Source organism: Streptomyces sp. NPDC018031 (assembly GCF_044327625.1).
In the GTDB taxonomy this organism is placed as follows: domain Bacteria; phylum Actinomycetota; class Actinomycetes; order Streptomycetales; family Streptomycetaceae; genus Streptomyces.
The window spans coordinates 1,449,695-1,473,456 of the sequence record NZ_JBIRFT010000001.1 but is presented as its reverse complement, the minus strand read 5'-3'; the positions used below and the strand labels follow the sequence as shown (position 1 = coordinate 1,473,456).

At 73.0% G+C, this 23,762-nt stretch carries 24 protein-coding genes; 11 read left to right on the top strand and 13 right to left on the bottom strand.

The features are described 5' to 3' along the window. Positions 1 to 234: 234 nt before the first annotated feature. The gene (locus tag ACH4B3_RS06335) at positions 235 to 1,848 is read right to left on the bottom strand and encodes an FAD-binding oxidoreductase (RefSeq protein ID WP_398461521.1); all 1,614 of its coding nucleotides are present in this window, start codon (positions 1,846 to 1,848) and stop codon (positions 235 to 237) included. 34 nt (positions 1,849 to 1,882) lie between these two features. Continuing rightward, on the bottom strand, positions 1,883 to 2,113 hold the full coding sequence (locus ACH4B3_RS06330; protein WP_398461520.1) for a hypothetical protein: 231 nt from the start codon (positions 2,111 to 2,113) through the stop codon (positions 1,883 to 1,885). A 108-nt stretch (positions 2,114 to 2,221) separates the two neighbouring features. Between ACH4B3_RS06330 and ACH4B3_RS06325 the strand changes: the two genes are divergently transcribed. Together ACH4B3_RS06325 and ACH4B3_RS06320 are read left to right on the top strand one after the other, a co-directional pair. Continuing rightward, positions 2,222 to 3,109: a hypothetical protein gene (locus tag ACH4B3_RS06325; RefSeq protein WP_398461519.1), complete on the top strand. Its 888-nt coding sequence runs from the start codon at positions 2,222 to 2,224 to the stop codon at positions 3,107 to 3,109. A 502-nt stretch (positions 3,110 to 3,611) separates the two neighbouring features. Further along, on the top strand, positions 3,612 to 3,794 hold the full coding sequence (locus tag ACH4B3_RS06320; protein WP_398461518.1) for a hypothetical protein: 183 nt from the start codon (positions 3,612 to 3,614) through the stop codon (positions 3,792 to 3,794). Between the two features lie 1,036 nt (positions 3,795 to 4,830). Here ACH4B3_RS06320 and ACH4B3_RS06315 read toward each other — a convergent pair. Beyond that, positions 4,831 to 5,214 (bottom strand): metal-sensitive transcriptional regulator, encoded by a 384-nt coding sequence (locus ACH4B3_RS06315; RefSeq protein ID WP_398461517.1) that lies wholly within the window; start codon positions 5,212 to 5,214, stop codon positions 4,831 to 4,833. A gap of 194 nt (positions 5,215 to 5,408) precedes the next feature. On the opposite strand from ACH4B3_RS06315, the gene ACH4B3_RS06310 reads away from it, so the two are divergent. After that, on the top strand, positions 5,409 to 6,029 hold the full coding sequence (locus tag ACH4B3_RS06310; protein ID WP_398461516.1) for a DUF47 domain-containing protein: 621 nt from the start codon (positions 5,409 to 5,411) through the stop codon (positions 6,027 to 6,029). A 6-nt stretch (positions 6,030 to 6,035) separates the two neighbouring features. After that, positions 6,036 to 7,034 carry an anion permease gene (locus ACH4B3_RS06305; protein ID WP_398461515.1) on the top strand — a complete coding sequence of 333 codons (999 nt, stop codon included), beginning with the start codon at positions 6,036 to 6,038 and terminating at the stop codon, positions 7,032 to 7,034. Positions 7,035 to 7,586: 552 nt separating this feature from the next. On the opposite strand, the gene pstB is transcribed toward ACH4B3_RS06305, so the two are convergent. The 4 genes from pstB to pstS all read right to left on the bottom strand — a co-directional run bounded on the left by pstB (position 7,587) and on the right by pstS (position 11,712). Continuing rightward, positions 7,587 to 8,363 carry a phosphate ABC transporter ATP-binding protein PstB gene (pstB, locus tag ACH4B3_RS06300; protein WP_398461514.1) on the bottom strand — a complete coding sequence of 259 codons (777 nt, stop codon included), beginning with the start codon at positions 8,361 to 8,363 and terminating at the stop codon, positions 7,587 to 7,589. 58 nt (positions 8,364 to 8,421) lie between these two features. Further along, entirely contained in the window at positions 8,422 to 9,501 is a 1,080-nt protein-coding gene (gene pstA / locus ACH4B3_RS06295) for a phosphate ABC transporter permease PstA (RefSeq protein ID WP_398461513.1), read from the bottom strand. After that, entirely contained in the window at positions 9,498 to 10,502 is a 1,005-nt protein-coding gene (gene pstC, locus ACH4B3_RS06290) for a phosphate ABC transporter permease subunit PstC (RefSeq protein WP_398461512.1), read from the bottom strand. The genes pstA and pstC overlap by 4 nt, the downstream gene beginning before the upstream one ends. A 97-nt stretch (positions 10,503 to 10,599) precedes the next feature. Next, complete coding sequence (gene pstS, locus ACH4B3_RS06285; protein ID WP_398461511.1) at positions 10,600 to 11,712, bottom strand: phosphate ABC transporter substrate-binding protein PstS; 1,113 nt, start codon at positions 11,710 to 11,712, stop codon at positions 10,600 to 10,602. A 433-nt stretch (positions 11,713 to 12,145) separates the two neighbouring features. Between pstS and ACH4B3_RS06280 the strand changes: the two genes are divergently transcribed. After that, positions 12,146 to 13,204 (top strand): NlpC/P60 family protein, encoded by a 1,059-nt coding sequence (locus ACH4B3_RS06280; RefSeq protein ID WP_398461510.1) that lies wholly within the window; start codon positions 12,146 to 12,148, stop codon positions 13,202 to 13,204. 276 nt (positions 13,205 to 13,480) lie between these two features. After that, the gene (locus ACH4B3_RS06275; RefSeq protein WP_398461509.1) at positions 13,481 to 14,752 is read left to right on the top strand and encodes a PP2C family protein-serine/threonine phosphatase; all 1,272 of its coding nucleotides are present in this window, start codon (positions 13,481 to 13,483) and stop codon (positions 14,750 to 14,752) included. 149 nt (positions 14,753 to 14,901) lie between these two features. Here the strand turns inward: ACH4B3_RS06275 and ACH4B3_RS06270 are convergent, their stop codons facing one another. The 4 genes from ACH4B3_RS06270 to ACH4B3_RS06255 all read right to left on the bottom strand — a co-directional run bounded on the left by ACH4B3_RS06270 (position 14,902) and on the right by ACH4B3_RS06255 (position 17,219). Beyond that, the gene (locus ACH4B3_RS06270) at positions 14,902 to 15,246 is read right to left on the bottom strand and encodes a DUF2516 family protein (RefSeq protein ID WP_398461508.1); all 345 of its coding nucleotides are present in this window, start codon (positions 15,244 to 15,246) and stop codon (positions 14,902 to 14,904) included. Positions 15,247 to 15,371: 125 nt separating this feature from the next. After that, positions 15,372 to 16,088, bottom strand: a complete 717-nt coding sequence (locus ACH4B3_RS06265; RefSeq protein WP_398461507.1) for a hypothetical protein — start codon at positions 16,086 to 16,088, stop codon at positions 15,372 to 15,374. A gap of 19 nt (positions 16,089 to 16,107) precedes the next feature. Next, the gene (locus ACH4B3_RS06260) at positions 16,108 to 16,599 is read right to left on the bottom strand and encodes a helix-turn-helix domain-containing protein (protein WP_398461506.1); all 492 of its coding nucleotides are present in this window, start codon (positions 16,597 to 16,599) and stop codon (positions 16,108 to 16,110) included. 248 nt (positions 16,600 to 16,847) lie between these two features. Beyond that, positions 16,848 to 17,219, bottom strand: coding sequence for a VOC family protein (locus tag ACH4B3_RS06255; RefSeq protein WP_398461505.1), 372 nt, complete (start codon positions 17,217 to 17,219; stop codon positions 16,848 to 16,850). Positions 17,220 to 17,326: 107 nt separating this feature from the next. Here ACH4B3_RS06255 and ACH4B3_RS06250 point away from each other — a divergent pair, with 107 nt between their 5' ends. Next, on the top strand, positions 17,327 to 18,238 hold the full coding sequence (locus ACH4B3_RS06250; RefSeq protein WP_398461504.1) for an alpha/beta fold hydrolase: 912 nt from the start codon (positions 17,327 to 17,329) through the stop codon (positions 18,236 to 18,238). Positions 18,239 to 18,282: 44 nt separating this feature from the next. Then, complete coding sequence (locus ACH4B3_RS06245; RefSeq protein WP_398461503.1) at positions 18,283 to 19,020, top strand: MerR family transcriptional regulator; 738 nt, start codon at positions 18,283 to 18,285, stop codon at positions 19,018 to 19,020. Between the two features lie 357 nt (positions 19,021 to 19,377). On the opposite strand, the gene ACH4B3_RS06240 is transcribed toward ACH4B3_RS06245, so the two are convergent. Continuing rightward, complete coding sequence (locus ACH4B3_RS06240; RefSeq protein WP_398461502.1) at positions 19,378 to 19,728, bottom strand: winged helix-turn-helix transcriptional regulator; 351 nt, start codon at positions 19,726 to 19,728, stop codon at positions 19,378 to 19,380. 48 nt (positions 19,729 to 19,776) lie between these two features. On the opposite strand from ACH4B3_RS06240, the gene ACH4B3_RS06235 reads away from it, so the two are divergent. Further along, positions 19,777 to 20,667 carry an NAD(P)-dependent oxidoreductase gene (locus ACH4B3_RS06235; protein ID WP_398461501.1) on the top strand — a complete coding sequence of 297 codons (891 nt, stop codon included), beginning with the start codon at positions 19,777 to 19,779 and terminating at the stop codon, positions 20,665 to 20,667. A 344-nt stretch (positions 20,668 to 21,011) separates the two neighbouring features. Next, the gene (locus ACH4B3_RS06230; protein WP_398461500.1) at positions 21,012 to 22,166 is read left to right on the top strand and encodes an epoxide hydrolase family protein; all 1,155 of its coding nucleotides are present in this window, start codon (positions 21,012 to 21,014) and stop codon (positions 22,164 to 22,166) included. A gap of 334 nt (positions 22,167 to 22,500) precedes the next feature. Here the strand turns inward: ACH4B3_RS06230 and ACH4B3_RS06225 are convergent, their stop codons facing one another. After that, positions 22,501 to 22,995: an FBP domain-containing protein gene (locus tag ACH4B3_RS06225; RefSeq protein WP_398461499.1), complete on the bottom strand. Its 495-nt coding sequence runs from the start codon at positions 22,993 to 22,995 to the stop codon at positions 22,501 to 22,503. A 146-nt stretch (positions 22,996 to 23,141) separates the two neighbouring features. On the opposite strand from ACH4B3_RS06225, the gene ACH4B3_RS06220 reads away from it, so the two are divergent. Beyond that, complete coding sequence (locus tag ACH4B3_RS06220; protein WP_398461498.1) at positions 23,142 to 23,741, top strand: TetR/AcrR family transcriptional regulator; 600 nt, start codon at positions 23,142 to 23,144, stop codon at positions 23,739 to 23,741. Positions 23,742 to 23,762 lie beyond the last annotated feature (21 nt).

Sequence of the window (23,762 nt, the reverse complement as noted above, 5' to 3'; positions counted from 1 at the left end):
TACGAGAGCGGATCGGCACGGCAGCGGACCCGCACGGCGCCGGATGGACAGTGGCACGGACGATCGGCCCGTCGCTCCCCTCGGGGAAGCGGCGGGCCGATCGTCGTCGGTCGGGGCGCCGCCGGCCGATCGTCGTCGGCAGGGTCGCCGTCCGTCGGGGCGCCGCCGGCAGGGCGCGCCCGGTGGCGGTCGTCGTGTCGTGACCGTGCCCGTCGGCGCCCGCCCGGGACGGGCTCAGAGCGCCTGCGGGAAGTCGAAGAGCCGGTCCGGGTCGTAACGCTTCTTCAGCTTGGTGAGCCGGTCCGCGGCCGTGCCGTAGTAGGCGGTGCGCCAGTCCTTGAGGGTGGCGTCGGTGTAGTTCTGGTAGGCCCGCCCGGAGGCGTAGCGGCGCATCGCCGTGTGGGCCCCGTCCAGCCAGGCGGTCTGCACGCTGCCGGAGCCGCCGGCCGGCCAGGAGGCGGTGTACTGGGCGAGGAAGCGGGATCGCCGGTGGACGAACGCGGTGGCGGTGGGCGACACCCGGTTGACGGCCCCGCCCAGCGCGGTCAGCGCGATGGCGACCGCGCCCCCGCCGCTGGTGCGGCGGCCGTAGCGCTCTGCCTGGGCCAGCAGGGCCCGGATGCCGGCGGCGTCGAGCGAGCGGTCGAAGAAGTCCGAGCGCGCCGCGTAGGTCTCGCGGCGCAGGATGCCGCCGGCGCTGCGGCCGGGGGTGCTGCCGGGCAGGTGGCACTGGGTGGTGGAGGCCGACGAGCAGCCCGCGTACATCCGCATGGCCTCCAGGTAGCCGCGGCGCCGCAGCGAGACCCGGGAGGCCGGGCCCGGGCCGCCCGCCCGGTCGGCGAGGTTGTCCACGGCGTTCTGCAGGTCCCCGTAGGTGCCGAGGGAGAAGCAGCTGACGGAGACGGTGGGGGTGCGGCCGGGGGCGGCGGACAGGTGGAGGGAGGACCAGATCTCGTCCGGGCGGCTGGGCCCCCAGTCCTGCCAGGAGCGCAGCAGGGCGGTGGCCTTCGACCACGGCCAGGTCATGTAGGCGGTGACGCCGGGGGCCGCCTCGTGGGTGCGGAACCGAAGCTCCGTCACGACGCCGAAGTTTCCGTTCCCGGCGCCGCGCAGGGCCCAGAACAGATCGGCTTCCCGGTCCTTGGAGACGTCGAGGGTCCTGCCGTCGGCGGTGACGATGCGGGCCCCGGTGAGGCTGTCGGAGGTGAGTCCGTAGGCGCGGGAGACGACTCCGTGGCCGCCGCCCAGGGTGAGGCCGGATATGCCGACGGTCGGGCAGGAGCCGGCCGGGATGGTGACGCCGTGCGCGCCGAGCCGGGTGTAGACGTCGATGAGTTTGGCGCCCGCGCCGATGGTGGCGCCGTCGGCGGTGGTGCGTACGGAGGCGAGCGCGGAGACGTCGACGACCAGCCGCCCGTTGCCGCTGGACCAGCCGGCGTAGCTGTGCCCGCCGTTGCGGATGGCGACCGGCACGCCGTGGCGGCGGGCGAAGGCCAGGCACTCGGCTATGTCGGAGGTGTTCCCGATGTAGGCGACGGCGGCCGGGCGGAGCGCGTCGAAACGGGTGTTGTACAGCTGGCGGGCGGTGGTGTAGTCGCTGTCGCCGGGGCGGACCAGGTCCCCCTTCAGCCCCCGGCCGAGGGCGGTCCAGTCGGCGGTGCGCGGCTTGCCCGCGGCGGCGCCGGGTGCGGCGGACCGGGTGCGGACCGACGTGCCGGTGGCGGTGGTGTCGCCCGTCGGGGCGGTGCGGCCGGTCGCCGCGCCGCTCTTGCCGTCGTCGCAGCCGGCCGTCATCGCGGCGGCCGCCGTGATTCCGGTGCCGGCTGCCAGCAGGGTGCGCCTGTCCATGGCGGCCTCCGTTCGTCTCGGCTCTGCTTCCCCATCAGGCAGAGGGTGAACGGGGGTTCGCGGTTCCGTCGGCGGAGTGTCCGGAATGGCACTCATGCCCGGCGGCGTCCTCGCGGGCGCGGCTGCGGGCCCGGCGGGCGGGTCCGAACCAGCCGCAGCTGCAGCGGGCTGTGGAGAAGGAACCCTTCTCCACGGTGGTGGTCCGGTGGTGGTGGTGGTGGTGGGTTCCGGGGGCGGATTCGTCCGCGTTGCCTGCGCCGAGCACAGGACCACGCTACCGGGGCCGTGACGGCCGTCGGGGCCCGGTCGTTGAAAAGGGTAAGTCTCACGTCGCAAGCAGCGTGAGCCCGAGAGTGGCCAGGGGGTCGGGCCGATGGTGAGCCGGCGGAGCGGACGCGTGTGCCATGTCCCGGTGGGCGGTGCGCGGTGGGCCGGCGGGCTGTCCGCCGTGCTGGCGGGCGGTCTGGCGGCGGGGCTGCTCCTGGCCGGCTGTTCGCCGGAGACGGTGGTGGTCGACGAGCGGTCGGCCGGCGAGGACGTGGCGCCGGCGGTGCGGGACGCGGCCGACGCGCTGGTGCGCGCGGGGAGTTCCCGGGTCCGTACGACGGTGGAGACGGCGACCGGGGGCACCCGGGTCGCGATCCGCGGCCGGGGCGGCTACGACTTCGACCGGCGCCGGGGGCGGCTGCGGCTGGTGCTGCCCCGGGACGCGTCGGGCGCGGCGGAGCACGAGCCGATCACCGAACTGCTGGCGTCCGGGGCGGTGTTCATGCGGAACCGGGGGGCGGGGGTGCCGGCGGACAAGTGGGTGCGGGTGGAGAGTTCCGGTGTCGCGGACGGCAACCTGGTCACCGGCGGCGCCACGGATCCGCTGACCGCGGCCGAGCTGCTGCGCGCGGCGCGGCGGGTGCGGCTGGTGGGCGAGGAGCGGCTGCACGGGGCTCCGGTGCGCCACTACCGCGGGGTCACGGACATCGCCCGCGCGGCGCGGGCGGCGTCCCCCGGGGCGCGTGAGGCGCTGGGCGCGGCGGCGCGTGGGTTCACCGAGCACGCGGTGGCCTTCGACGCCTACCTGGACGAGCGGGGACGGCTGCGCAAGGTGCGGCACCGTTTCACCATGGCGGGGGAGTGGGCGGGGTCGGGCACCGGGCAGCAGGTCGCCTCGACGACCGAGCTGTTCGACTTCGGGACGCGGGTCACGGTGCGGCTGCCGGACTCCGAGGACATCTTCACCGGGACGGTCGGGGCGCCGCGGCGGTAGGCAGACGCGAGGCGTCCGGTGGCGTGGCGTGGCGGTGACCGGCGGACGAGGTGACCGGTGCGCTGGCGGTGGCCGGCGGACGAGGTGACCGGCGCGGTGGCGGTGGCCGGGGTACCAGGTGACCGGTGTGGTGAAGGTGGCCGCGGCCGGGCGGGGCGGCGCGTCCGGTGGGTGGACCGAGCGCTCATGTGCTCCGGGCGCCGCCGGGGCGGAAGCCCTGCCGGGGTGCGGGCACGGGTGTGGGGGCGGGACGTGGCGGTGTGGGAGTGGCACGTGGTGGGTGCGGGGCGTCCGGTGGCGTCCCGTGGCGGGTGGGGCGGAGCGCGGGGGCGGGAGGCGGTCGCGGCGGGCTGTCCGGTCCCGGTGGGGCAGGGCGGACCGGCCCTTGCGGGTCAGCGAAATGGTCCGTCCGTGCCATGCGCGAAGTGTGTACCGATCCCTACCCTGGGAAGTCGCTGCTGGTGGTGCTCGCATGTGCTCGTAAGGGGAGGTGAAGCACGTGATGGCGCGTCGTGGCCCGTCGGGCCCCGATCCCGTGGCCCTGGTCGAGATCGACCTCTACGGGGACTTGATGATCGCCGCGTCGAGCGCGGTGGAGGACCGGCTGAGTCCGGACCGGATCGACGAGGTCCTCGGTGTCCGTGCCGACCGGGCGAACCGGTCCCAGGACCGTCCGCAGGGCTGAGGGCCCGGACCCGGACGGGGAGCCGTCCGCAGGGCTCGGGCCGGGGCGGAAGAGCGGAGAGCCGGGGTGGTGGCCACCGCCCGGCCCTGTGCCGGCTTCCGGCTGTCGGCTGCGGGGTGGCCCCGGGCTGCGCCTGAGCCGTGGTCGGGCCTGGCCCTTGCGCCGCTGCCGCGCCCTCGGGACGGCGCGTCCCGCGTATCGCGCGCCCGGCAGGGCTTCCGCGCAGTCGCCGCGGCTGCTGCGGGGCGGTGCGCCACCCGACCGTCGGGAGTGCCGGCCGCCGGCCCCGCCCTCGGCTCCCGCCTTCGCTCGGCCCGGCACCGCCGTCGCTCGGCTGCCGACCCGAGCCTGGGTGGAAACGAGCCCCCCGGTCCCGGCCCTTGCCCGGTCCGCCCTCGCCCGGCGCGGTACCGCCGTCGCTCGGCCCGGCTCCCGCCGTCGCTGCCCGGCTGCCGGCCCCGTATGGACGAGGCCCCGCCTCTGGTCCCGGCCCTCGCCCGGTCAGCCCTTGCGCGGTGAGCCCTCGCCCGGCGCGGTACCGCCGTCGCCCGGCCCGGTATCGCGGTCGCCGTCCGGCTGCCGGGTGCGTGTGAAGAAGGTCTCCAGCTCCGGCCTTCGCCCGATCCACCCTCACCCGGCGCGGCACCGCCGCCGCCCCAGCTCGGCACCACGGTCGCCGCCCGGAAGCCGACCCCGAGGTGGACGAGGCCCCTGGCCCCCGGCGCCGGCCCTCGCCCGGTCAGCCGCCGCCTGGCCCGGCCCTCGCCGCTGCCCGGCACCGCCGTCGCCGCCCGGCTGCCGACCCCGGGTGGGCGAGCCCCCGGACGTGGACCCCCGACGGGCCCCGGACGTGGACCCCCGGCGGGCCCCCGGCCGAGGTCCCGCCCGACCGGTCCGGGCCTCGTCGGTGTCGCGGGGGCGGACCGATCGGTTTCGGCCGAACTGCGGACGGGGCGCGCGTGCTCCCCGACCGGGGGTGACCGGCGAAATCGAGCCGTCCGTGAGGGGCTGATTCCCGGGCGGTGCGCCGGGGCGATCAGGTCCTGAGCAGCCGCGCGATGGCCGCGGTGGCCTCGGCGACCTTGGCGTCGATCTCCGCCCCGCCGGCCGCCTCGTCCTGGTTGGCGCTCTGGACCGCGGCGCTGGCGACGCAGTGCCGCAGGTGTTCTTCGAGCAGTTGCAGGGCAAAGGACTGGAGGGCCTTCGTGCTCGCCGACACCTGGGTGAGTATGTCGATGCAGTACACGTCTTCGTCCACCATCCGCTGCAGCCCCCTGATCTGCCCTTCGATGCGGCGGAGGCGCTTGAGGTGCTGGTCCTTCTGCTTGGTGTAGCCGTGCGGCCCATGGGGCTGGGCGGCGCAGGCCTCGGCCGGCTGGTCGCCGTCGACGGCGCTGCTGTCGGCTGCCGTGGTGGTCATGGCGTCCTCTCGTTCTGTCCTGTCCCTCCGCATACCCCCTGTGGGTATACGGTACCCCATATGTCGGACTGAGTCCGGACCCGGTGCTGAGCTCGCTGCCCGATGGGCGACACTGGGTGAATGCCGGTTAGCCGTGGCCGGATGATGCGCCTAGCATCAACGAGACCGAATCCGCTGTACCCCGAGGATCCCCAGTGCGCTTTCGTCTGACCCCCAGGGAGACGAGCTTCTACGACATGTTCGCCGCCTCCGCGGACAACATCGTCACGGGCTCGAAGCTCCTGATGGAACTGCTCGGGGCGGACCCCTCCGCTCGGGCCGAGATTGCCGAACGGATGCGGGCCGCGGAGCACGCGGGCGATGACGCGACGCACGCGATCTTCCACCAGCTGAACTCCTCTTTCATCACGCCGTTCGACCGCGAGGACATCTACTCCCTCGCGTCCTCGCTCGACGACATCATGGACTTCATGGAGGAGGCCGTCGACCTGGTCGTCCTCTACCAGGTCGAGGAACTCCCCAAGGGCGTCGAGCAGCAGATCGAGGTGCTGGCCCGGGCGGCGGAGCTGACCGCCGAGGCCATGCCGAACCTGCGCACCATGACGAACCTCACCGAGTACTGGATCGAGGTCAACCGGCTGGAGAACCAGGCGGACCAGATCCACCGCAAGCTGCTGGCCCACCTCTTCAACGGCAAGTACGACGCCATCGAGGTGCTCAAGCTCAAGCAGATCGTGGACGTACTGGAAGAGGCGGCCGACGCCTTCGAGCACGTGGCCAACACGGTCGAGACCATCGCGGTCAAGGAGTCCTGACCCCCGGTGGACACATTCGCGCTCGTCGTGACCATCGGGGTCGCGCTCTTCTTCACCTATACCAACGGTTTCCACGACTCCGCGAACGCCATCGCGACCTCGGTCTCCACCCGGGCCCTGACCCCCCGGGCGGCGCTCGCGATGGCCGCGGTGATGAACCTCGCCGGTGCCTTCATGGGCAGCGGTGTCGCCAAGACCGTCAGCGAGGGGCTGATCGAGACGCCGGAGGGCGACAAGGGGATGGGAATCCTCTTCGCCGCCCTGGTCGGCGCGATCGTCTGGAACCTGATCACCTGGTACTTCGGTCTGCCGTCCTCCTCCTCCCACGCGCTCTTCGGCGGCATGGTGGGTGCGGCGCTGGCCGGCGGTATCGACGTGATCTGGTCCGGGGTGGTCGAGAAGATCGTCATCCCGATGTTCGTCTCGCCCTTCGTCGGCCTGATCCTCGGCTATCTGGTGATGGTCCTGATCATGTGGCTGTTCCGGCGGGCCAACCCGCACAAGGCCAAGCGGGGCTTCCGTATCGCGCAGACGGTCTCGGCCGCGGGCATGGCGCTCGGCCACGGTCTGCAGGACGCCCAGAAGACCATGGGCATCGTGGTGATGGCCCTGGTCATCGCGGATGTGCAGGACGCGGGCGAGGCGATCCCGGTCTGGGTCAAGGTCGCCTGCGCGCTGATGCTGTCGCTGGGCACCTACGCGGGCGGCTGGCGGATCATGCGGACCCTGGGCCGCCGGATCATCGAGCTGGACCCGCCGCAGGGCTTCGCCGCGGAGACCACCGCGGCGTCGGTCATGTACACCGCGTCCTTCATGTTCCACGCGCCGATCTCGACGACGCACGTCATCACCTCGGCGATCATGGGTGTGGGCGCCACCAAGCGGGTGAACGCGGTGCGCTGGGGCGTCGCGAAGAACATCATCCTGGGCTGGTTCATCACCATGCCCGCCGCCGCGCTGGTGGCGGCGATGAGTTACGGCGTGGTCCGGCTGATCTTCGGCTGACGCCCGGGCCGCCGGGCGCGGCGCCGGCCGCCCGGATCCCGCCGGTGTGCCGGGTGCGATCCCCGCGCCGGACGGACCTGGCCCCGCGCCGGACGGATCCGGCCCCCGGGCCGGACGGACCCGGCCCCGCGCCGGACGGATCCGGCCCTCGGGCCGGACGGACGGGACCCGGTCGGACGTTCGGACGTTCGGACGGTCCGGCGCAGCCGGAAGGACGGGACCCCGGTCGGACGGACCGGAGCGGGCCGGAAGGACAAGGCCCCGGGCCTGAAGGACAAGGCCCCGGGCCGGACGGGGTCCCCGGTTCGGGGGTGCCCCGGCCCGGATACGGACCGGAGCGGCGCGGCCGCCCGGCCGCCCGGCGGGCGCGGGGCGTGGTGGAACGGAACAGCGGAACGGAACAACGGACGGGCCCGCCCCCGGGTGACCAGGGGCGGGCCCTTTCGCCATGCGGTGGCACCGCCATGCAGCACCGCAGGACGCCTGTGAACGGCGCCGGTGGCCGGCCGGCCGGGCGATCGAGGGATCGGCGCCGGCCGGCGGTCGGCACGGTCAGCCGAAGCGGCCGGAGATGTAGTCCTCGGTGGCCTGGACCGACGGGTTGGAGAAGATCCGCTCGGTCTCGTCGATCTCGATCAGCTTGCCCGGCTGGCCGACTCCCGCCAGGTTGAAGAAGGCGGTGCGGTCCGAGACACGGGCGGCCTGCTGCATGTTGTGCGTCACGATGACGATGGTGAAGCGCTCCTTGAGCTCGCCGATCAGGTCCTCGATGGCGAGGGTGGAGATCGGGTCGAGCGCCGAGCAGGGCTCGTCCATCAGCAGCACCTGCGGCTCGACCGCGATGGCGCGGGCGATGCACAGCCGCTGCTGCTGGCCGCCGGAGAGGCCGGCGCCGGGCTTGTTGAGCCGGTCCTTGACCTCGTTCCAGAGGTTGGCGCCCTTGAGGGACTTCTCCACGACGTCGTTCAGCTCGCTCTTCTTGTACGAGCCGTTCAGCCGGAGGCCGGCCGCGACGTTGTCGAAGATCGACATGGTGGGGAACGGGTTGGGCCGCTGGAAGACCATGCCGACCGTGCGGCGCACGGAGACCGGGTCGACCCCGGTGCCGTAGAGGTCCTCGTCGTCCAGCATCACCTTGCCCTCGACCCGGCCGCCGGGGGTGACCTCGTGCATCCGGTTGAGGGTGCGCAGGAAGGTGGACTTGCCGCAGCCGGACGGGCCGATGAAGGCGGTCACGGAGCGGGGCTCGACGGTCATCGAGATGTCCTCGATGGCCTTGTGGTTGCCGTAGTACGCGGTGAGGCCGCTGACGTCGATGCGCTTGGCCATGGAAATCACTTCTCTTCTTCGGGCGCGGCCCCACGCCGTGGGGCCGCGGGGGTAAGGCTTAGCGGCCGGTCTTCGGGGCCTTCCAGCGGGCGATGCCGCGGGCCACCAGGTTGAGGATCATCACGAAGGCGATCAGGACGAGTGCCGCGGCCCAGGCGCGGTCGTACGACGCGTCCTCGCCCGCCTTCCACTGCTCGAACACGTAGTACGGCAGCGAGGACTGCTCGCCCTCGAACGGGTTGTTGTTGATGATCGGGTTGCCGAAGACCAGCAGGACGATCGGCGCGGTCTCACCGGCGATACGGGCGACCGCCAGCATCACACCGGTGGTGATACCGCCGATGGCGGTGGGCAGCACGACCTTGATGATCGTGCGCCACTTGGGCACGCCCAGCGCCAGGGACGCCTCGCGCAGCTCGTTCGGGACCAGCTTGAGCATTTCCTCGGTGGACCGGACGACCACCGGCATCATCAGGATCGCCAGGGCCATGGCGCCCGCGAAGCCGGAGTAGCCGTTGTCCAGCAGCAGGATCCAGAAGCTGAGGACGAACAGACCGGCGACGATCGAGGGGATGCCGGTCATGACGTCGACGAAGAAGGTGACCGCCTTGGCCAGCGCGCCGCGGCCGTACTCCACCAGGTAGATGGCGGTGAGCATGCCGATCGGGGCGGCGATCGCGGTGGCCAGGCCGACCTGTTCCAGCGTTCCGATGATGGCGTGGTAGGCGCCGCCGCCGGGCTGGTCGGTGAGCATGCCGCCCATCGAGTGGCTCAGGAAGCCGACGTCGAGGACCTTGGAGCCCCGCTTGATGGTCTCCCACAGCAGCGAGACCAGCGGGATCACGGCGAGCAGGAAGGCGACCCAGACCAGGCTGGTGGCGAGCCGGTCCTTGGCCTGCCGCCGGCCCTCGACCCTCGCCGCCAGGACGAAGGAGCCGGCGATGAACAGGAGGGCGGCGATCAGGCCCCACTGGACCCGGCTGTCGAGCCCGGCCGCGAGTCCGATGCCGCAGCCGACGGCGGCGGAGACCGCGGCGGTCGCGGCCGGGGCCCAGCGGGGCAGCCGGGGCTGCCGGAGGGTGACGGGCAGGGGTGCCGGCCCGGTGGCCGGGGGCGCGTCCTTCACGATCTCGCTCATCCGTTGGCCCCCGAGAACTCCTTGTTGCGGGCGATGACCAGGCGGGCGGCGCCGTTGACGATCAGCGTGATCACGAAGAGGACCAGGCCGGTGGCGATCAGCACGTCCTTGCCCATCTCGCCGGAGGCCTCACCGAAGCTGCTGGCGATGTTCTGGGCGAAGGTGCCGCCGCCCGAGTCGAGCAGGCTGGGGGCGATGTCCCAGCTGGTGGAGAGGACCGTGGCGACGGCCATCGTCTCGCCGAGCGCGCGGCCCAGGCCCAGCATGGAGGCGCTGATCACGCCGGAGCGCCCGAACGGCAGCACCGACATGCGGATGACCTCCCAGCGGGTGGCGCCGAGGGCCAGGGCGGCCTCCTCGTGCATCGCGGGGACCTGCCGGAAGACCTCGCGGCTCACGCTGGTGATGATCGGCAGGATCATGATCGCCAGCAGGATGCCGACGGTGAACAGGGAGCGGGCGGCGCCGTCGTGGTACTCGAAGATCTTCGTCCAGCCGAAGTAGTCGTCGAGCCACTTGTAGAGGCCCTCCAGGTGCGGGACGAGGAAGAGGGCGCCCCACAGGCCGTAGACGATGCTGGGGATCGCGGCGAGCAGGTCGATCACGTACCCGATGGGGCCGGAGAGCCGGCGCGGGGCGTAGTGCGTGATGAACAGCGCGATGGCGACCGCGATCGGCACCGCGATGGCCATGGCGATGAGCGAGCTGACGATCGTGCCGAACGCGAGCACCGCGATGCCGAAGTAGGGCGGGTCGCCGTTGAGGTCGAACTCGAAGCTGGTGAAGAAGTTGCCCTCGTTGGCGGAGAGGGCGTTGGCGGCGCGGACCGAGAGGAAGATCGCGATCGCCAGCATGATCACCAGGAGCGTGATGCCCGAGCCCCGGGAGAAGCCGAGGAAGATCTTGTCACCGAGCCGGCCGGTGCTCCTGGTCTTCCTGCCCTCGGGGGCCGGACTGCTGGGCAGCGGTGGGCTGCCGGAATCCTTCGTTATGTCGTTCATGGTTTCTCCGGTCTGCGGAGCCGGTGGGCGGCTCCTGGCGCGGCGGTGCACCGGATGGTCGCGGCCGGTCCCCGGGCGGGGGACCGGCCGCGCCGGGTCAGGACAGGCTGGAAACGGTCTCGCGGACCTTGGTGGCGATCTCCGCGGGCAGCGGGGCGTAGCCGCGCTCCTTCAGCGAGTTCTGGCCGTCCTCGCTGGCGAGGTAGGTCAGGAAGGACTTGGTGGCCTCGAGGGACTTGTTGCCCTTCTCGCAGGCGATCTCGTAGGTCACCAGGGTGATCGGGTAGGCGTTGTCGGCCTTGGTGCCGTACGCCAGCTCCAGGGCGAGGTCGTTGTCCTTGCCGACGATCTTGGCTTCGGCGATGGCCTTGGAGGCGTTGTCGATGGTGGCCGGGACCGGCTGGGCCGCGCCGGTGTCCAGGTCGACGGTCTTCATGCCGTCCTTGACGTAGGAGATCTCGAAGTAGGAGATCGCGCCCTTGACCTGGTCGACCTGCGAGGAGACACCGGAGGAGCCGTCGGCGGACTGGCCGCCCTTGGCCTCCCAGGTCTTCGAGGGCTCGTAGGGCCAGGCGTCGGGGGCCACGGCCTTCAGGTACTTGGTGAAGTTGTCGGTGGTGCCGGAGCCGTCCGAGCGGTGGTACGCCTGGATGTTGAGGTTCGGCAGCTTGGCGTCCGGGTTCAGCTCGGCGATCGCCTTGTCGTTCCACTTGGTGATCTTCGAGTCGAAGATCTTGGCCAGGGTCTCGGCGTCGAGCACCAGCTTGTCCACGCCCGGCAGGTTGTAGCCGATGGCGATCGGGCCGCCGAGCATCGGGATGCTGAGGGCCTTGCTGTCCTTGCACACCTTCGACGAGTTGGCGATCTCGTCGTCCTTCAGGGCCGAGTCGGAGCCGGCGAAGGCCGTCTTGCCCTGCAGGAACTCCTCGATGCCCGCGCTGGAACCGGTCGCCTTGTAGTTGATCTGGGTGCCGTTGCAGGCCGTGGTGTAGTTGCGGACCCAGAGGTCCATGGCCTTCTTCTGGGCGGAAGAACCGGAGGCGAGCAGGTTGCCCTTGCCCTCGCACTTGATGTTGCTCGAGGCCTGGGACTTGTCGCCCCCGGTGTCGCTGTTGTCGTCGGAACCACAGGCCGTGAGGGCCAGGGCGCCAGAGACGGCGAGGGCACCGGCGGCGATGGCGCGAAGCCGGTTCTTGCGCTGAAGCTTCACTTTCGGGAGTTCCTTCCGGGAGCCGCCGGTGGGGACGGCGTGCGAGGAGAAATGGGCGGTGCGGTGAATCAGCTGGCGGTTGCGTTAAACCGCGCCGAGGGCGCGGCTCGCACTCCGTAAGCCCGAAATTAGGCAGATCAGGTGAAGCCGCCGATGGGCATGAGTGAACGGTGGGTGAACCTCGCCCGTCAGGGTGGTGGCCGGGCTCGCTGGTGTGCGGGGTGCGGTTCCGGACTCCGGTGACGGGTGGCGGCGCCGGGGGTGAAACGGGGTGAATGGGGCCGACGGGGTGCTTTTCCGGGGTGGAATGTCCGAGGCGCACTGTCGGATTCCGGTATGTCATGTCACCATCCGTTCCTACCCGCCGGTGCGGCGTCCGGCCGAGGGAACGGACGGCACGCGGATGGGACGGGGACCGAAGGGGGAGTGCCCGGTGAGGCGTGACGGCAGGGGGAGGGGCGCGGGTCTCGTCGTGGTGACCGCGCTGGCCTGTGTGATGGGGGTGTCCGTGCTGCCCGGGGTGGCGCACGCGTCGCCCGGGGAACCGGAGCCGAAGGCCACGGACCTGGAGGAGGTCCACCGCCGGGTGGAGTCGCTGTACCGGCAGGCCGAGGCGGCGACCGACGCCTACAACCTGGCGCGGGGGAAGCAGACCGCGCAGGAGAAGGCGATCGTGAAGATCTCGCAGTCGGTGGTCGGTGCCAACAAGGAGATGGACGAGCTCCGGAGGCAGGCCGGGGCGATGGCCCGGGCCCAGTACCGGACCGGCAACGTGCCGCCGGAGGCGTATCTGCTGCTCTCCGACGACCCGGCGGACTTCCTGGACGGGGTGTCGCTCGCCCGCAAGGGGCAGAACGCCACCCGGGGGGTGATCGGCCGCCTCGCGGCGACCCAGGACCGCCTCGACGGCTACGCGCGGACCGCCTCCCGGGAGTGGGCCCGCCTGGACCGCAACCGGGCGAAGAAGGAGGCCGCCCGCAAGGAGGTGAGCCGGAAGCTGGCGGCGGCGAGGAAGCTGGAGTCGCAGCTCGAGAAGGAGGAGAAGGAGCGGCTGCGGCGGCTGGAGGAGGAGAAGGCCCGCAAGGCGCAGCAGAAGTGGCTCAGCTCCGGGGTGCTCGACGAGATCGACGGGAAGGCCACCTCGGCCGGGGACCGGGCGGTCGAGTTCGCCCGGGCGCAGATCGGCAAGGACTACGTGTGGGGCGCCGAGGGGCCGGACACCTACGACTGCTCGGGGCTGACCCTCAAGGCGTGGGCGGCGGCCGGGCGCGGCATCCCGCGGACCTCGCAGGAGCAGTGGAAGCGGCTGCCGAGGGTGGCGGTGGCGGACATGCGGCCCGGCGACCTGATCATCTACTTCGAGGACGCCACCCATGTCGGGATGTACGTCGGGGACGGTGTGATGGTGCACGCGCCGCGTCCGGGGCGGCAGGTCACGCTGGCCGGGGCCGGTTCGATGCCGATCCTGGGCGTGGTGCGGCCGGACCGCTGACGGATCCGGCCGGGCGTGCGCGGAGGCGCTCGTTCCGCGCTACGTGACGTTGGTCATCGCGGGTTTCGCCGGGGTGTGTCAGATTGCCGGACGGCAGCGCTGGCATATGCCAGAAGTTCGGTGCCGGAGGTCATTCCGTCGGAGTGGCCCCTACCGCTAGGGTCGCCCATCAGTGACCGGTACACGCCACGAGACCGACCAGTCGGTGTGGACCGGGCAGGCGCTCCGCTCACCAGGGTGGACGCTGACCCTCGGGGGGAGGGAAGGGATCGAGGCATGTCCGTACCCGTGCCGCGGCAGCGGGACGCGCTCACCGCACCGGCCCGGCCTCCCGTCCCGCTGCCCGACGGCGGGCTGACGCTGCTGGTGATCGAGGACGACCCGGTCTGCTCGGTCACCTTCCCCGAGATGCTCGACACCGACGGCAACCGGCTCCGCATCCGCACCGCCCGCAACCTCACCGAGGCGGCCCGGCTGCTCACCGACGACGTGCAGTGCATCCTGCTGGACCTGGCCCTGCCCAAGCACGCCAACGCGGTCGGCGGCGGCGGGAAGGCGTCCGAGGAGGGCTCCGCCGACGCCCTGGACACCCTCCGCCAGGTGCTCCGCCTCGCGCCCTCGCACGCGGTGCTCGCCCTCACCGCCGAAGGGGACGCGGAGCGCGCCGCCGAGGCCGTCCGGGTCGGTGCCCAGGACTACCTCTTCCGCGACGAGCTCGACGGCCGGATCCTCAGCCGCGCCATCCGCTACGCGGTCGAGCGCAAGCGCGCCGACCTGGCGCAGCGCCAGCTCTCCGAGTCCCGGCTGCGCGCCCAGGAGAACGCCCGGCTGGAACGCGGCCTGCTGCCCACCCCGCTGCTCGGCGGGTCCGACCTGCGGTTCGCCGCCCGCTACCGGCCCGGCCGCAGCCGGGCGCTGCTCGGCGGCGACTTCTACGACACCGTCCGCACCCCGGACGGCACGGTGCACGCCATGATCGGCGACGTCTGCGGCCACGGTCCGGACGAGGCCGCGCTCGGGGTCGAGCTGCGCATCGCCTGGCGCGCGCTGACCTTCGCCGGGCTCTGCGGCGACCAGCTGCTGAGCACCCTGCAGCAGGTGCTGGAGCACGAGCGGGCGGACGACGAGATCTTCGCCACGCTGTGCACGGTCGACATCTCGCCGGACGGCCGGCGGGCCGGCCTCTGCCTGGCCGGGCACCCGTCACCGCTGGTGGTCCGGTCCGGCCGGCCGCCGCAGGTCCTCCCGTACGAGGGGGGCGGCCCGGCGCTGGGCCTGCTGCCGAACGCCCGCTGGCCGCGCCGCCAGGTGGAACTGGGCGGCGCGTGGAGCCTGATGATGTACACCGACGGGCTGATCGAGGGCCGGGTCGGGCAGGGCAGCAAGCAGCGGCTGGGCCAGGAGGGCATGGTCGAGATCGTCGCCCGGCAGCTGGCGTCCGGGCTGCGCGGCGAGTCGCTGCTGGACGCGACCGTCACCGAGGTGCGCACGCTGAACGGCGGCGAACTGACCGACGACCTCGCGGTGTTGCTCCTGGACCGCGGCTGACCGGAGCCGGCCGCCGGCCGTGACCGCGGTCGGCCGTGCCCGGCGCCCCGTCGCGGCCCCGTCCGGCCGGGGCCCGGCGCCCGCTGCCGGACGGCGCGAAGGGGCGGTGCCGCCTGGCACCGCCCCTTCACACCGTCCGTGGCCCGCGGCTACCGGCCGCCGTTGTACGGGCCGTAGGGGCCGTCCGAGCTGGAGGGCCGGCGCCGCCCGCCGCGCCCGCCGCCGGAGACCTGCTTCAGCGCCGGCCGGACGTCCACCACGTAGACGATGGTGGCGATCAGGCCGATCACCGGCAGGAAGGACAGGATCGAGAACAGCTTCATCACCACGGCCGAGATGCCGAGGATGATCAGCCAGAACGCCTTGGTGTTCTTGTCGGCGGCGCGGTACGCGTCCTCGCGGTGCAGCGCGGCGTCGATGAACGCGCCCAGCGCGAACAGGGCCATGATCAGGGAGATCAGCCCCAGGACGCTGAAGAATCCGGTCACCAGCACGTCGTCACCCGCCTAGTCGAATATGTGCGGCCGCGTTGCCCATGCGGCCACCGTACCCGCTGGGCGGGCCGGGCACGCCGGTCACCTCCGGCCCGCCCGGCCGTGCCCGTTCCCGGGGCCCGGCGTCACTCCGCCGGCTTCGGGCCGTCCTTCGGCTCGGTGCGGGCGTCGGCCTCCGCGGCGGTGCCCGGCCCGGTCTTCGGCTCGCCCTTGGCCGGCTCGGCCTTCGGCTCGGTCTTCTTCGCGGTCGCCTTGCGGGCGGTCGCCGCCTTCCTGGCGGGCCGCGCGGCCGGCCGGACGCCCCGCGAACCGTTCGCCGTGCGGGTGCCCGTGCCGTCGGCGGTCCCGGAGCCGTCGGCGGGCTTGCGGGCGGGCGCGGTCCTCGGCGCCTCCGGCGCCGGCTCCGGCTCGATCTTGGCGGCCAGGTCGACCACCTCGTCGGCGGCCTCACCGCGCCAGGACTTCACGGTCTCCCGGCCGTGCTCGGCGACCTCCTCGTAGGTCTCCCGGGCGCGGACGGCCAGCTCGGCGGCCCGGCCGACGCCCTGCAGCGCGAGGTCCTGTGCCGTCTCGCGGAGCTTGCGCAGGTCGGTGTCGAGCGACCCGAGCAGCTCGTTGAGCTTCTCCTGGGCCTCCTTGGCCTGCTGGGTGAGCTTCTCCTGGACCTCCTGGGGGTCGGTGTTGCGCACCGCGGCGATCCGCTCGGGGGCCTCGGCGCGCAGCTTCTCGACGAGCCCGGGCACCTCCTTGAGCTTCTGGGCGGCGAGGTCCGCCGTGCCGGCCACGAAGTAGAGGGGGGTCAGGTCGGTGAGGGTCTTGCGCACGTCGTCGGTGATGGCCATGGTGAGGGTTTCTCCCGGATCAGTTCGAGGATGTGCCGTCGTCGGCTGAGGTGTCAGGGGCGCTCGCCTTTTCGCGCGCGCTGCCGGGGGAGTCCCGGGCCGGGCCGCCCGCGCGGCCGCCGTCACCGCCGTCGCCGTCGTCCCGGCCGGTTCCGTCGGTCGCGGAGTACGCGTTCTCCTTGCGGAACGACTCGTAGATCTGCAGCAGTACCTGCTTCTGCCGCTCGTTGATCGACGGGTCGGCGAGGATCACGCTGCGGACCTCCGCCTCCTCCCGGTCGCGCTCGTCCAGGATTCCGGCCTGGACGTACAGCGTTTCGGCGGATATCCGCAGCGCTTTCGCGAGCTGCTGCAGGATCTCCGCGCTCGGCTTGCGCAGACCGCGCTCGATCTGGCTGAGGTACGGGTTGGACACCCCTGCGGCATCGGCGAGCTGCCGCAGGGAGAGCTGAGCTGTGCGCCGCTGCTCCCGCAGGAACTCGCCGAGGTTGCCGACGTTCAGTGATGCCATGCCTCGATGCTGCCGCACCCTCGCTAACTTTTGCAAGCAGCCGCTTGCAAAAGTTGGCTGAGGTGCGGTGGCCCGGGCGGCCGCGGCCTGCTCTCCGGGGCCGGGCGGGCCCGTTTACGGCGTGGGCCCGGGCGCCGGACAGTGCGGCACCGCCCGGGGCCCTTCGGAGCGTGCCGCCCGGCCGTGACCGGGGCCCGCGGGTGCCGCGGCGCAGGTTTCCGGGCCGGAAGCCCTGTCGAACCCGCCCGTCAGACGCGGCAGATGCAGAAGGGGTGGCCGGCCGGATCGGTGAGAACCCGGGCGCGGGTGGGGTCATGGGGTTGGTGGTCCGGCTTGGCCGCGCCCAGCTCCAGCAGCCGGGCCTCGGCCGCATCCAGGTCCTCGACGTCGAAACAGAGGTGCAGTTGCTGGGGGACCGTCTGGTCGGGCCAGCGCGGAGCCCGGTAGCCGTCGACCCGCTGGAAACCGATGAAGAGCCCGTCCGCGCGGTTGAGGCCGGCGAAGTCCGGATCCGACTTCGGGTGCGGTTCGAAGCCCGTGGCCTGCTGGTAGAACGCCGCCAGGGCCGGCGGGTCAGGGCAGTCGAGCGTTATCGCGGCCAGCTTCATCAGCGGGGACATGGCACCTCCGGGCGGAGCTGTGGACTTCCGTACCGGACACCCTAGGGACGGTGCCGGCTGCGGACGGGGTTGACCCTGCCCCTGCGTCAGGGTTGGAGCCTGCCCGTATGACGAACGACAGCACTTCCCCGGCCCGGCTGGCGCCGCCGGTCGGGGGGTTCCAGGAGATCGACGGCCGCCGCCTCTTCGTGCACCGCTCGGGCGGCGGCGGACCGGCCGTGGTGTTCCTGCCGGGCGCCAGCGCGGTCGGTCTGGACTACTTCGGCGTGCAGCAGGAGGTCGCACGGTTCACCACCGCCGTGGTGTACGACCGCGGCGGCACCGGCTACAGCGACCCCCTTCCGCTGCCGCGCACCGCCGCGGCGGTCGCCACGGAACTGCGCGAGCTGCTGCGCGCCCAGGACCTCGCCGCCCCGTACGTGCTGGTGGCGCACTCCCTGGGCGGCTTCTACGCGCACCGGTTCGCTCAGCTGTACCCGCGGGACGTGGCCGGGCTGGTCATGCTGGACGCCTTCCACCGCGACTGGGACGACTTCATGCCGCCCGCGGCGGCTCTCGCCGAGGTCGAGCGGATGGCGCCCGACCGGGAGCAGCTGGAGCGGATGCGCCCGGCGCTGCGCGCGATGACGGCCGAGCTGCTGGCGGACTACCCGGAGCAGGTGCGGCAGGCGCTGACGGACGCCAAGGTGAGTGACGAGTGGACCGGCATCGGCATCGCCGAGCGCACCGGGCTGGCGGAACTCGCCACCGAACTGCGGGCCGGGCCGGACGTCCCCGACGTCCCGCTGGTCGCGCTCACCGTGGTCGGCACCGACCCCGGCCAGCAGGCGCTGACGTCGGAGCGGACGCTGCGGGAGATGCATGACGGCCGCACGCGCATGGACGCCGCCCTGGTGGCCGCGGTCTCGCACGGCGAGCAGCGGATCCTGGCCGACACCGCCCACCACCGGCTCTGCTTCGACCGTCCCGACGCCGTGGTCCAGGCGGTCCGCGACGTCCTGGACCGGGCGCGCCGCTGATTAGACTCGGCCGGATCACGTTCCACGCGGACCCGAGGAGGACGGTGCTCACGATCGGGCAGCTGGCGGCGACCGCCGGGGTGACCGTGCGCACCGTCCGCCACTACCACCACGTCGGCCTGCTGCCCGAGCCCGGGCGCGACGCCTCCGGTTACCGCCGCTACGGCGCGCAGGCGGCGGTGGATCTCATCCGGATCAGGACCCTGGCCGACGCGGGGGTGCCGCTGGCCCGTATCGACGCGCTGCTGCACGCCCAGCCGGCCGAGTTCGCCGCGGCCGTCACCGACATCGACGCCGAACTGCAACGCAAGATCGACCAGCTCGCCGAGTACCGCCGCAGGATCGCCGAACTGGCCGGCGGGGAGAGGCTCGTGCTGCCCCCCGAGGTGGTCGCCCTCCTGGACCGGATGCGCGGTCTCGGCGTCAGCGAACTGCGGGTACGGCTGGAGCGCGACGCGTGGATCCTGATGCGGGCGCTGGACCCGCAGGCCATGCCGGAGCGGATACGGGAGAAGAACGCCGGCTTCGACGACCCGGAGACGACGCGCCTGTACCTCGCCTGTGATCAGGCGGTCGACTGGGACCCGGACGATCCGCGCCTGGACCGGCTCATCGACGACCTGGACGCCTGGGAGACCGCCCACGAAGGGGACGGCAACCGGGCGGGCGCCCGGAAGCTGGTCTCCGCCCGGATCTCCGAGACGTCGCCGGCCTGGCAACGCATCGTCGAGGTGCTCGCCCACCGCGCCGAGCGGCGCCGGACCGCCCGGTCCGGCGGCTGAAGCCGGGCGCCCCGACCGCGCCCGGCGGCGGAACCGGCCGCGGCCCGGCCGGATGCGCCGGCGACCGTGCCCGGCGCCGGATCGCGGACCGGTGTCGGGCCCGGTCCGGTGCCGGGCCGCGGTCCGGTTCGGGCCGCGCGGTGCGGGGGTACGGGAGTGGCCCGGGCCGTCCGGCGGGGCGCGGGGGGCCGGGCCGCGCGGTTCCCTGCGGTCCGGAAACGGCCGGGCCGGCCCCGCCGCCTCCCTCGCCACCCACCTTTTAGTGGGTACTTGGCAGCGGCGGGCCGCCGGGCGAACCTGGTGATGGGCGGCCGGGAGGGCCGCCGGATTCCGCTGGGACGGAGGTGGCGCGAGAGGTCAGGACGCCGACTGGGTTTCGACGAGCCGCTCCAGGCGGCGGTGGCCCCAGTCGGAGAGGGGCGCGAGCGCCTCGGAAAGGTCCTGGCCGAAGGGGGTCAGGGAGTACACGGTCTTCAGCGGCAGCACGTTGTGCACCTCGCGGTGCACCAGTCCGTCCGCCTCCATCTCACGGAGCGCCTGGGTCAGCACCTTCTCGCTGATCTCCGGCAGCAGCCGGCGCATTTCGCCGGGGCGGCGCGGACCGGATTCCAGCAGCCAGAGCAGAGCGGTCTTCCACTTGCCGTCGATCACGGCGATCGCGGCGGTCACTCCGCAGACATCCGTGTCCTGGGCACGACTGCGCGTCATCACTGTCCTATTCATCACTGTTGTTGGCATTTACCTAAGGGATGGATCATGTCCAAGCAGCACTCCGAACAGTCTGCCGTCACCGTGCTCGGTCTGGGGCCGATGGGCCGCGCCCTGGCCGGAGCGTTCCTGGACGCCGGACTGCGGACGACGGTCTGGAACCGGACGCCGGGCAGGGACAAGGAGTTGGTCGAGCGGGGTGCGATCAGCGCGCCCTCGGTGGAGGAGGCGGTCGCCGCCGGCGCGCTGACCGTGGTCTGCGTGGTCAACTACGACGCGTCCGACGCCATCCTGCGGCGTGACGCGGTCACCGACGCGCTCAAGGGGCGCACGGTGGTGAACCTGACCGCGGACACCCCGGACCGGGCCCGGGACACCGCCGACTGGGCGGCCGGGCACGGCATCCGCTACCTGGACGGCGCGATCATGACGCCGACCCCCACCATCGGCACGCCCGCCGGGGTGTTCATCCACAGCGGCCCGGAGGAGCTCTACCAGGAGCACCGGCCGGTGCTGGAGGCGCTGGGCGGCACCCACACCCATCTCGGCACGGAGATCGGCCGGGCGGCGGCGTACGACATCGCGCTGCTCGACATCTTCTGGACCGCGATGGCCGGCTATGCGCACGCCATCGCGGTGGCGCGGGCGGAGGGCATCACCGCCCGGGAACTGGCCCCCTTCGCCAAGGGCATCGGGGACATCCTCCCGGCGATCTTCGAGCAGACGGCCGAGGAGCTGGACGCCGGCAACTACCCCGGTGACGGCAACCCGATCACCTCGGCGGTCTCCTCCATGTCCCACATCGTGCACACCTCCGAGGCCCACGGCATCGACGCGAGCGTGATGCGCGCGGCCGAGGGCATGGCGCGCCGCGCCGTCGGACTGGGTCACGGCGCGGACGGGTTCACCCGCATCGCCGAGATCCTGGGCCGCCGCTGACGGAAGCCGGGAGGCGGGGCCGGGAAGCGGGGGGTCGGGGAGCGGGCGCCGGGCGCCGGGCGCGGAGCGGGCCGGACGGCGCCTGCCGCCGGGCCCGGCCCGGCCGGTGGGGGCCGGCCCCGCGGCGCGCCCGGCGGCCGGGGCCGTCCCGGCGGGCGTCCGGAAAATCTCTTGATCAAGGACCCGGGGGCGATGGTACGGTCGTCCCGACTTCGACAAGCGCGAGGAGGTGAGCCCGTTGACCAGGACGACCATCGACCACCCTGCCCGGGCCCTCCTGTCCGCCGCGTCCGTCTGACCGGGATTCAGGAGCGCCCCACCGAGCACTCCTGAACGAAGGAAACATGACGATCACCCCTTTCCGGATCTCCGTATCCGATGACGTTCTGCACGACCTGCGCGCCCGCCTCACCCGGACCCGGTTCACCACCGCGTCCGACCCCGACCGCTGGGCGGCCGGGACCGACCCGGACTACCTGCGGGAGCTCGTCGCCTACTGGGCGGACGGCTTCGACTGGCGCCGGGCGGAGGCGGCGCTCAACGCCTACCCGCACTTCGTCGCCGAGGTCGCGGGGCGGCCGGTGCACTTCGTCCACCTGCGGGGGAAGCGGGCCGAGGGCGCGCCGGCGCCGCTGCCGCTGGTGCTGACCCACGGCTGGCCGAGCAGCTTCGTGGAGATGCTGTCCGTCGCCGGGCCGCTGGCCGACCCGGCCGCGTACGGGGGCGACCCCGCCGACGCGTTCGACGTGGTCATCCCCTCGCTCCCGGGCTTCCTGTACTCGGCGCTGCCGGCCGGCCCGTTCACCCGCCGCGGGGTCGCCGGGATCTGGCACGAGCTGATGACCTCCACCCTCGGGTACGAGCGGTTCGGGGCGTTCGGCGGGGACATCGGGGGCGGGGTGACCCAGTGGCTGGGGTCCGCGTACCCCGGTTCGGTGGCCGGGGTGCACATCACCTCGGCCGTGGTGAACCCCGACTTCGGCGAGTCGCCGGCGACCGAGGAGGAGCGGGCGTTCCTCGACGCGCTCAGCGCCTACGACCTGGACGACGGGGGGTACAGCGAGATGATGTGCACCCGGCCGGACACCGTCGCCGCCGCCCTGATGGACTCGCCGGCCGGGCTCGTCTCCTGGATCGTCGACAAGTACCGGGCCTGGAGCGACTGCGACGGCGACCTGGAGCGGCGCTGGAGCAAGGACGACATCCTGACGGTGGCGACGCTGTACTGGGCCACCGGCACCATCGGCTCGTCCTTCCGGCAGTACTACGACTACCACCTGAACAAGCCGGTCCCGCACATCTCGGTGCCCGCCGCGGTGACCCTCAGCCATGAGCCGGCCATGGCGGGCTTCCCGCGCAGCCTCGCCGAACGGCTCTGCGGCGACCTGCGCCACTGGAGCACGCCGGGACGCGGTGGCCACTTCATGGCGCACGAGGAGCCCGCGCAGGTCATCCGGGAACTGCGGGCGTTCTTCGGCCCGCTGCGCGCCGGGGGCTGAGTCCGCCGGGTGCCGGGTGCCGGGTGCGGGTGCCGGTGCCTGGTGCCGTAGCGGTGCCGGGTGCCCGCGGCGGTGCGTACTTCCGTATCGTCGCGGCGCCCGGCCGGGGGTCGTGGCCGGTCCGCCGGCTCCGTCCCGCCCGTCCGCCACGGTCCGCCGGTTTCCGGCCGCCTGTCCGTCGCGGGCCGTCGGCTCCCGGTCGCCGGTCCGCCGCGGGCTCCCGGTCGCCGTCCGGCCCGTCGGCTCGGGGCCGCCGGGCCGCCCGCCGCCCGTCCGCGGCCCGTCGGTTCGCGGGCGCCGGTCGGTCCCCCGCCCCCGCCTGCCGGGCCGCGGTTCAGCCGTCGATCTTGTCGAGGAAGGCGAAGAGGTGGGCCCGGGTGCGGGCTATCTGCTCCTCGGTGGACAGGGACTCCTCCAGGCGTCCCCCCGCCTCCGGGGTCTTGCGGCCGCGGACGTACAGCGAGCAGGCGAGGTCGCTGCACATGTACTCGCCGACCGAGTTGCCCTGCCGGCCGGCCGCGCCGGTCCGGCGCGCGGTCATCAGCGAGACCCCGTTGCCGGGGTGCGTGGTGAGGCACAGGGAACACATGCTGCGGTGGAGGAAGCCGCGTTGCTTGGCGGGGAACCGGAGGGCGACGCCCACCAGCCGGCCCTCGCGCTCCGCCACCAGGTAGCTGCGGTCGGGTGCGCCGGGGTCGCGCCAGCCCAGGAAGTCCAGCTGGTCCCAGGGGCGTTCGTCGAGGTCCCGCGGTACCGCGAGGCGCTTCGCCTCGCCCTTGGAACAGTTGATGAAAGACCCGCGGATGTCCTGCTCACTTGCTGCCTTCATACCGGCGACGCTAACCGTGCCTGTGTAGATTAGGCAATTGGTTAAGGGGTCTAGGAAACCGTTCCGGGAGAGCCCGGGAGAGCCCGGGAGAGCCCGGGAGAGCCCGGGAGAGGCCGGGATGCGGGGACGAGTGGTGGAGGTGGCCGATGGGACGTGCGGGGCTCACGACTGACCGGGTGGTGCGGGCGGCGGCGGAACTGGCCGACGAGGTCGGGTTCGACAACATCACCGTGTCGGCGCTTGCCCGCCGGTTCGGGGTGAAGGACCCGAGCCTGTACGCGCACGTCAGGAACGTGTCGGACCTGCGCACCCGGATCGCGCTGCTGGCCGCGGACGAGAAGACCGCGCGGATCGCGGACGCGGTGGCCGGCCGGGCGGGCAGGGACGCCCTGGTCGCGTTCGCCGGGGCGTACCGGGCGTACGCGCTGGAGCACCCCGGCCGGTACGCGGCCACCCAGATCCGGCTCGATCCGGAGATCGCCGCCGCGTCCGCGGGGTTCCGGCGGGCGGTCGCCATCAGCTACGCGATGCTCCGCTCCTACCGGCTGACCGAACCGGATCTGACCGACGCGGTCCGCCTGCTGCGCAGCACCTTCCACGGTTTCGTCAGCCTGGAGGCGGGCGGCGGGTTCGGGGATCCGCGGGACGTGCAGGCGTCCTGGGACCGGATCGTGGACGCACTCCACCACCTGCTGGAGAACTGGCCGGCCCCGGCCGGCGGGCCGTCGCCCGGCGCGGACGGGTAGCGGAGCCGCCGCCGGTGTCGC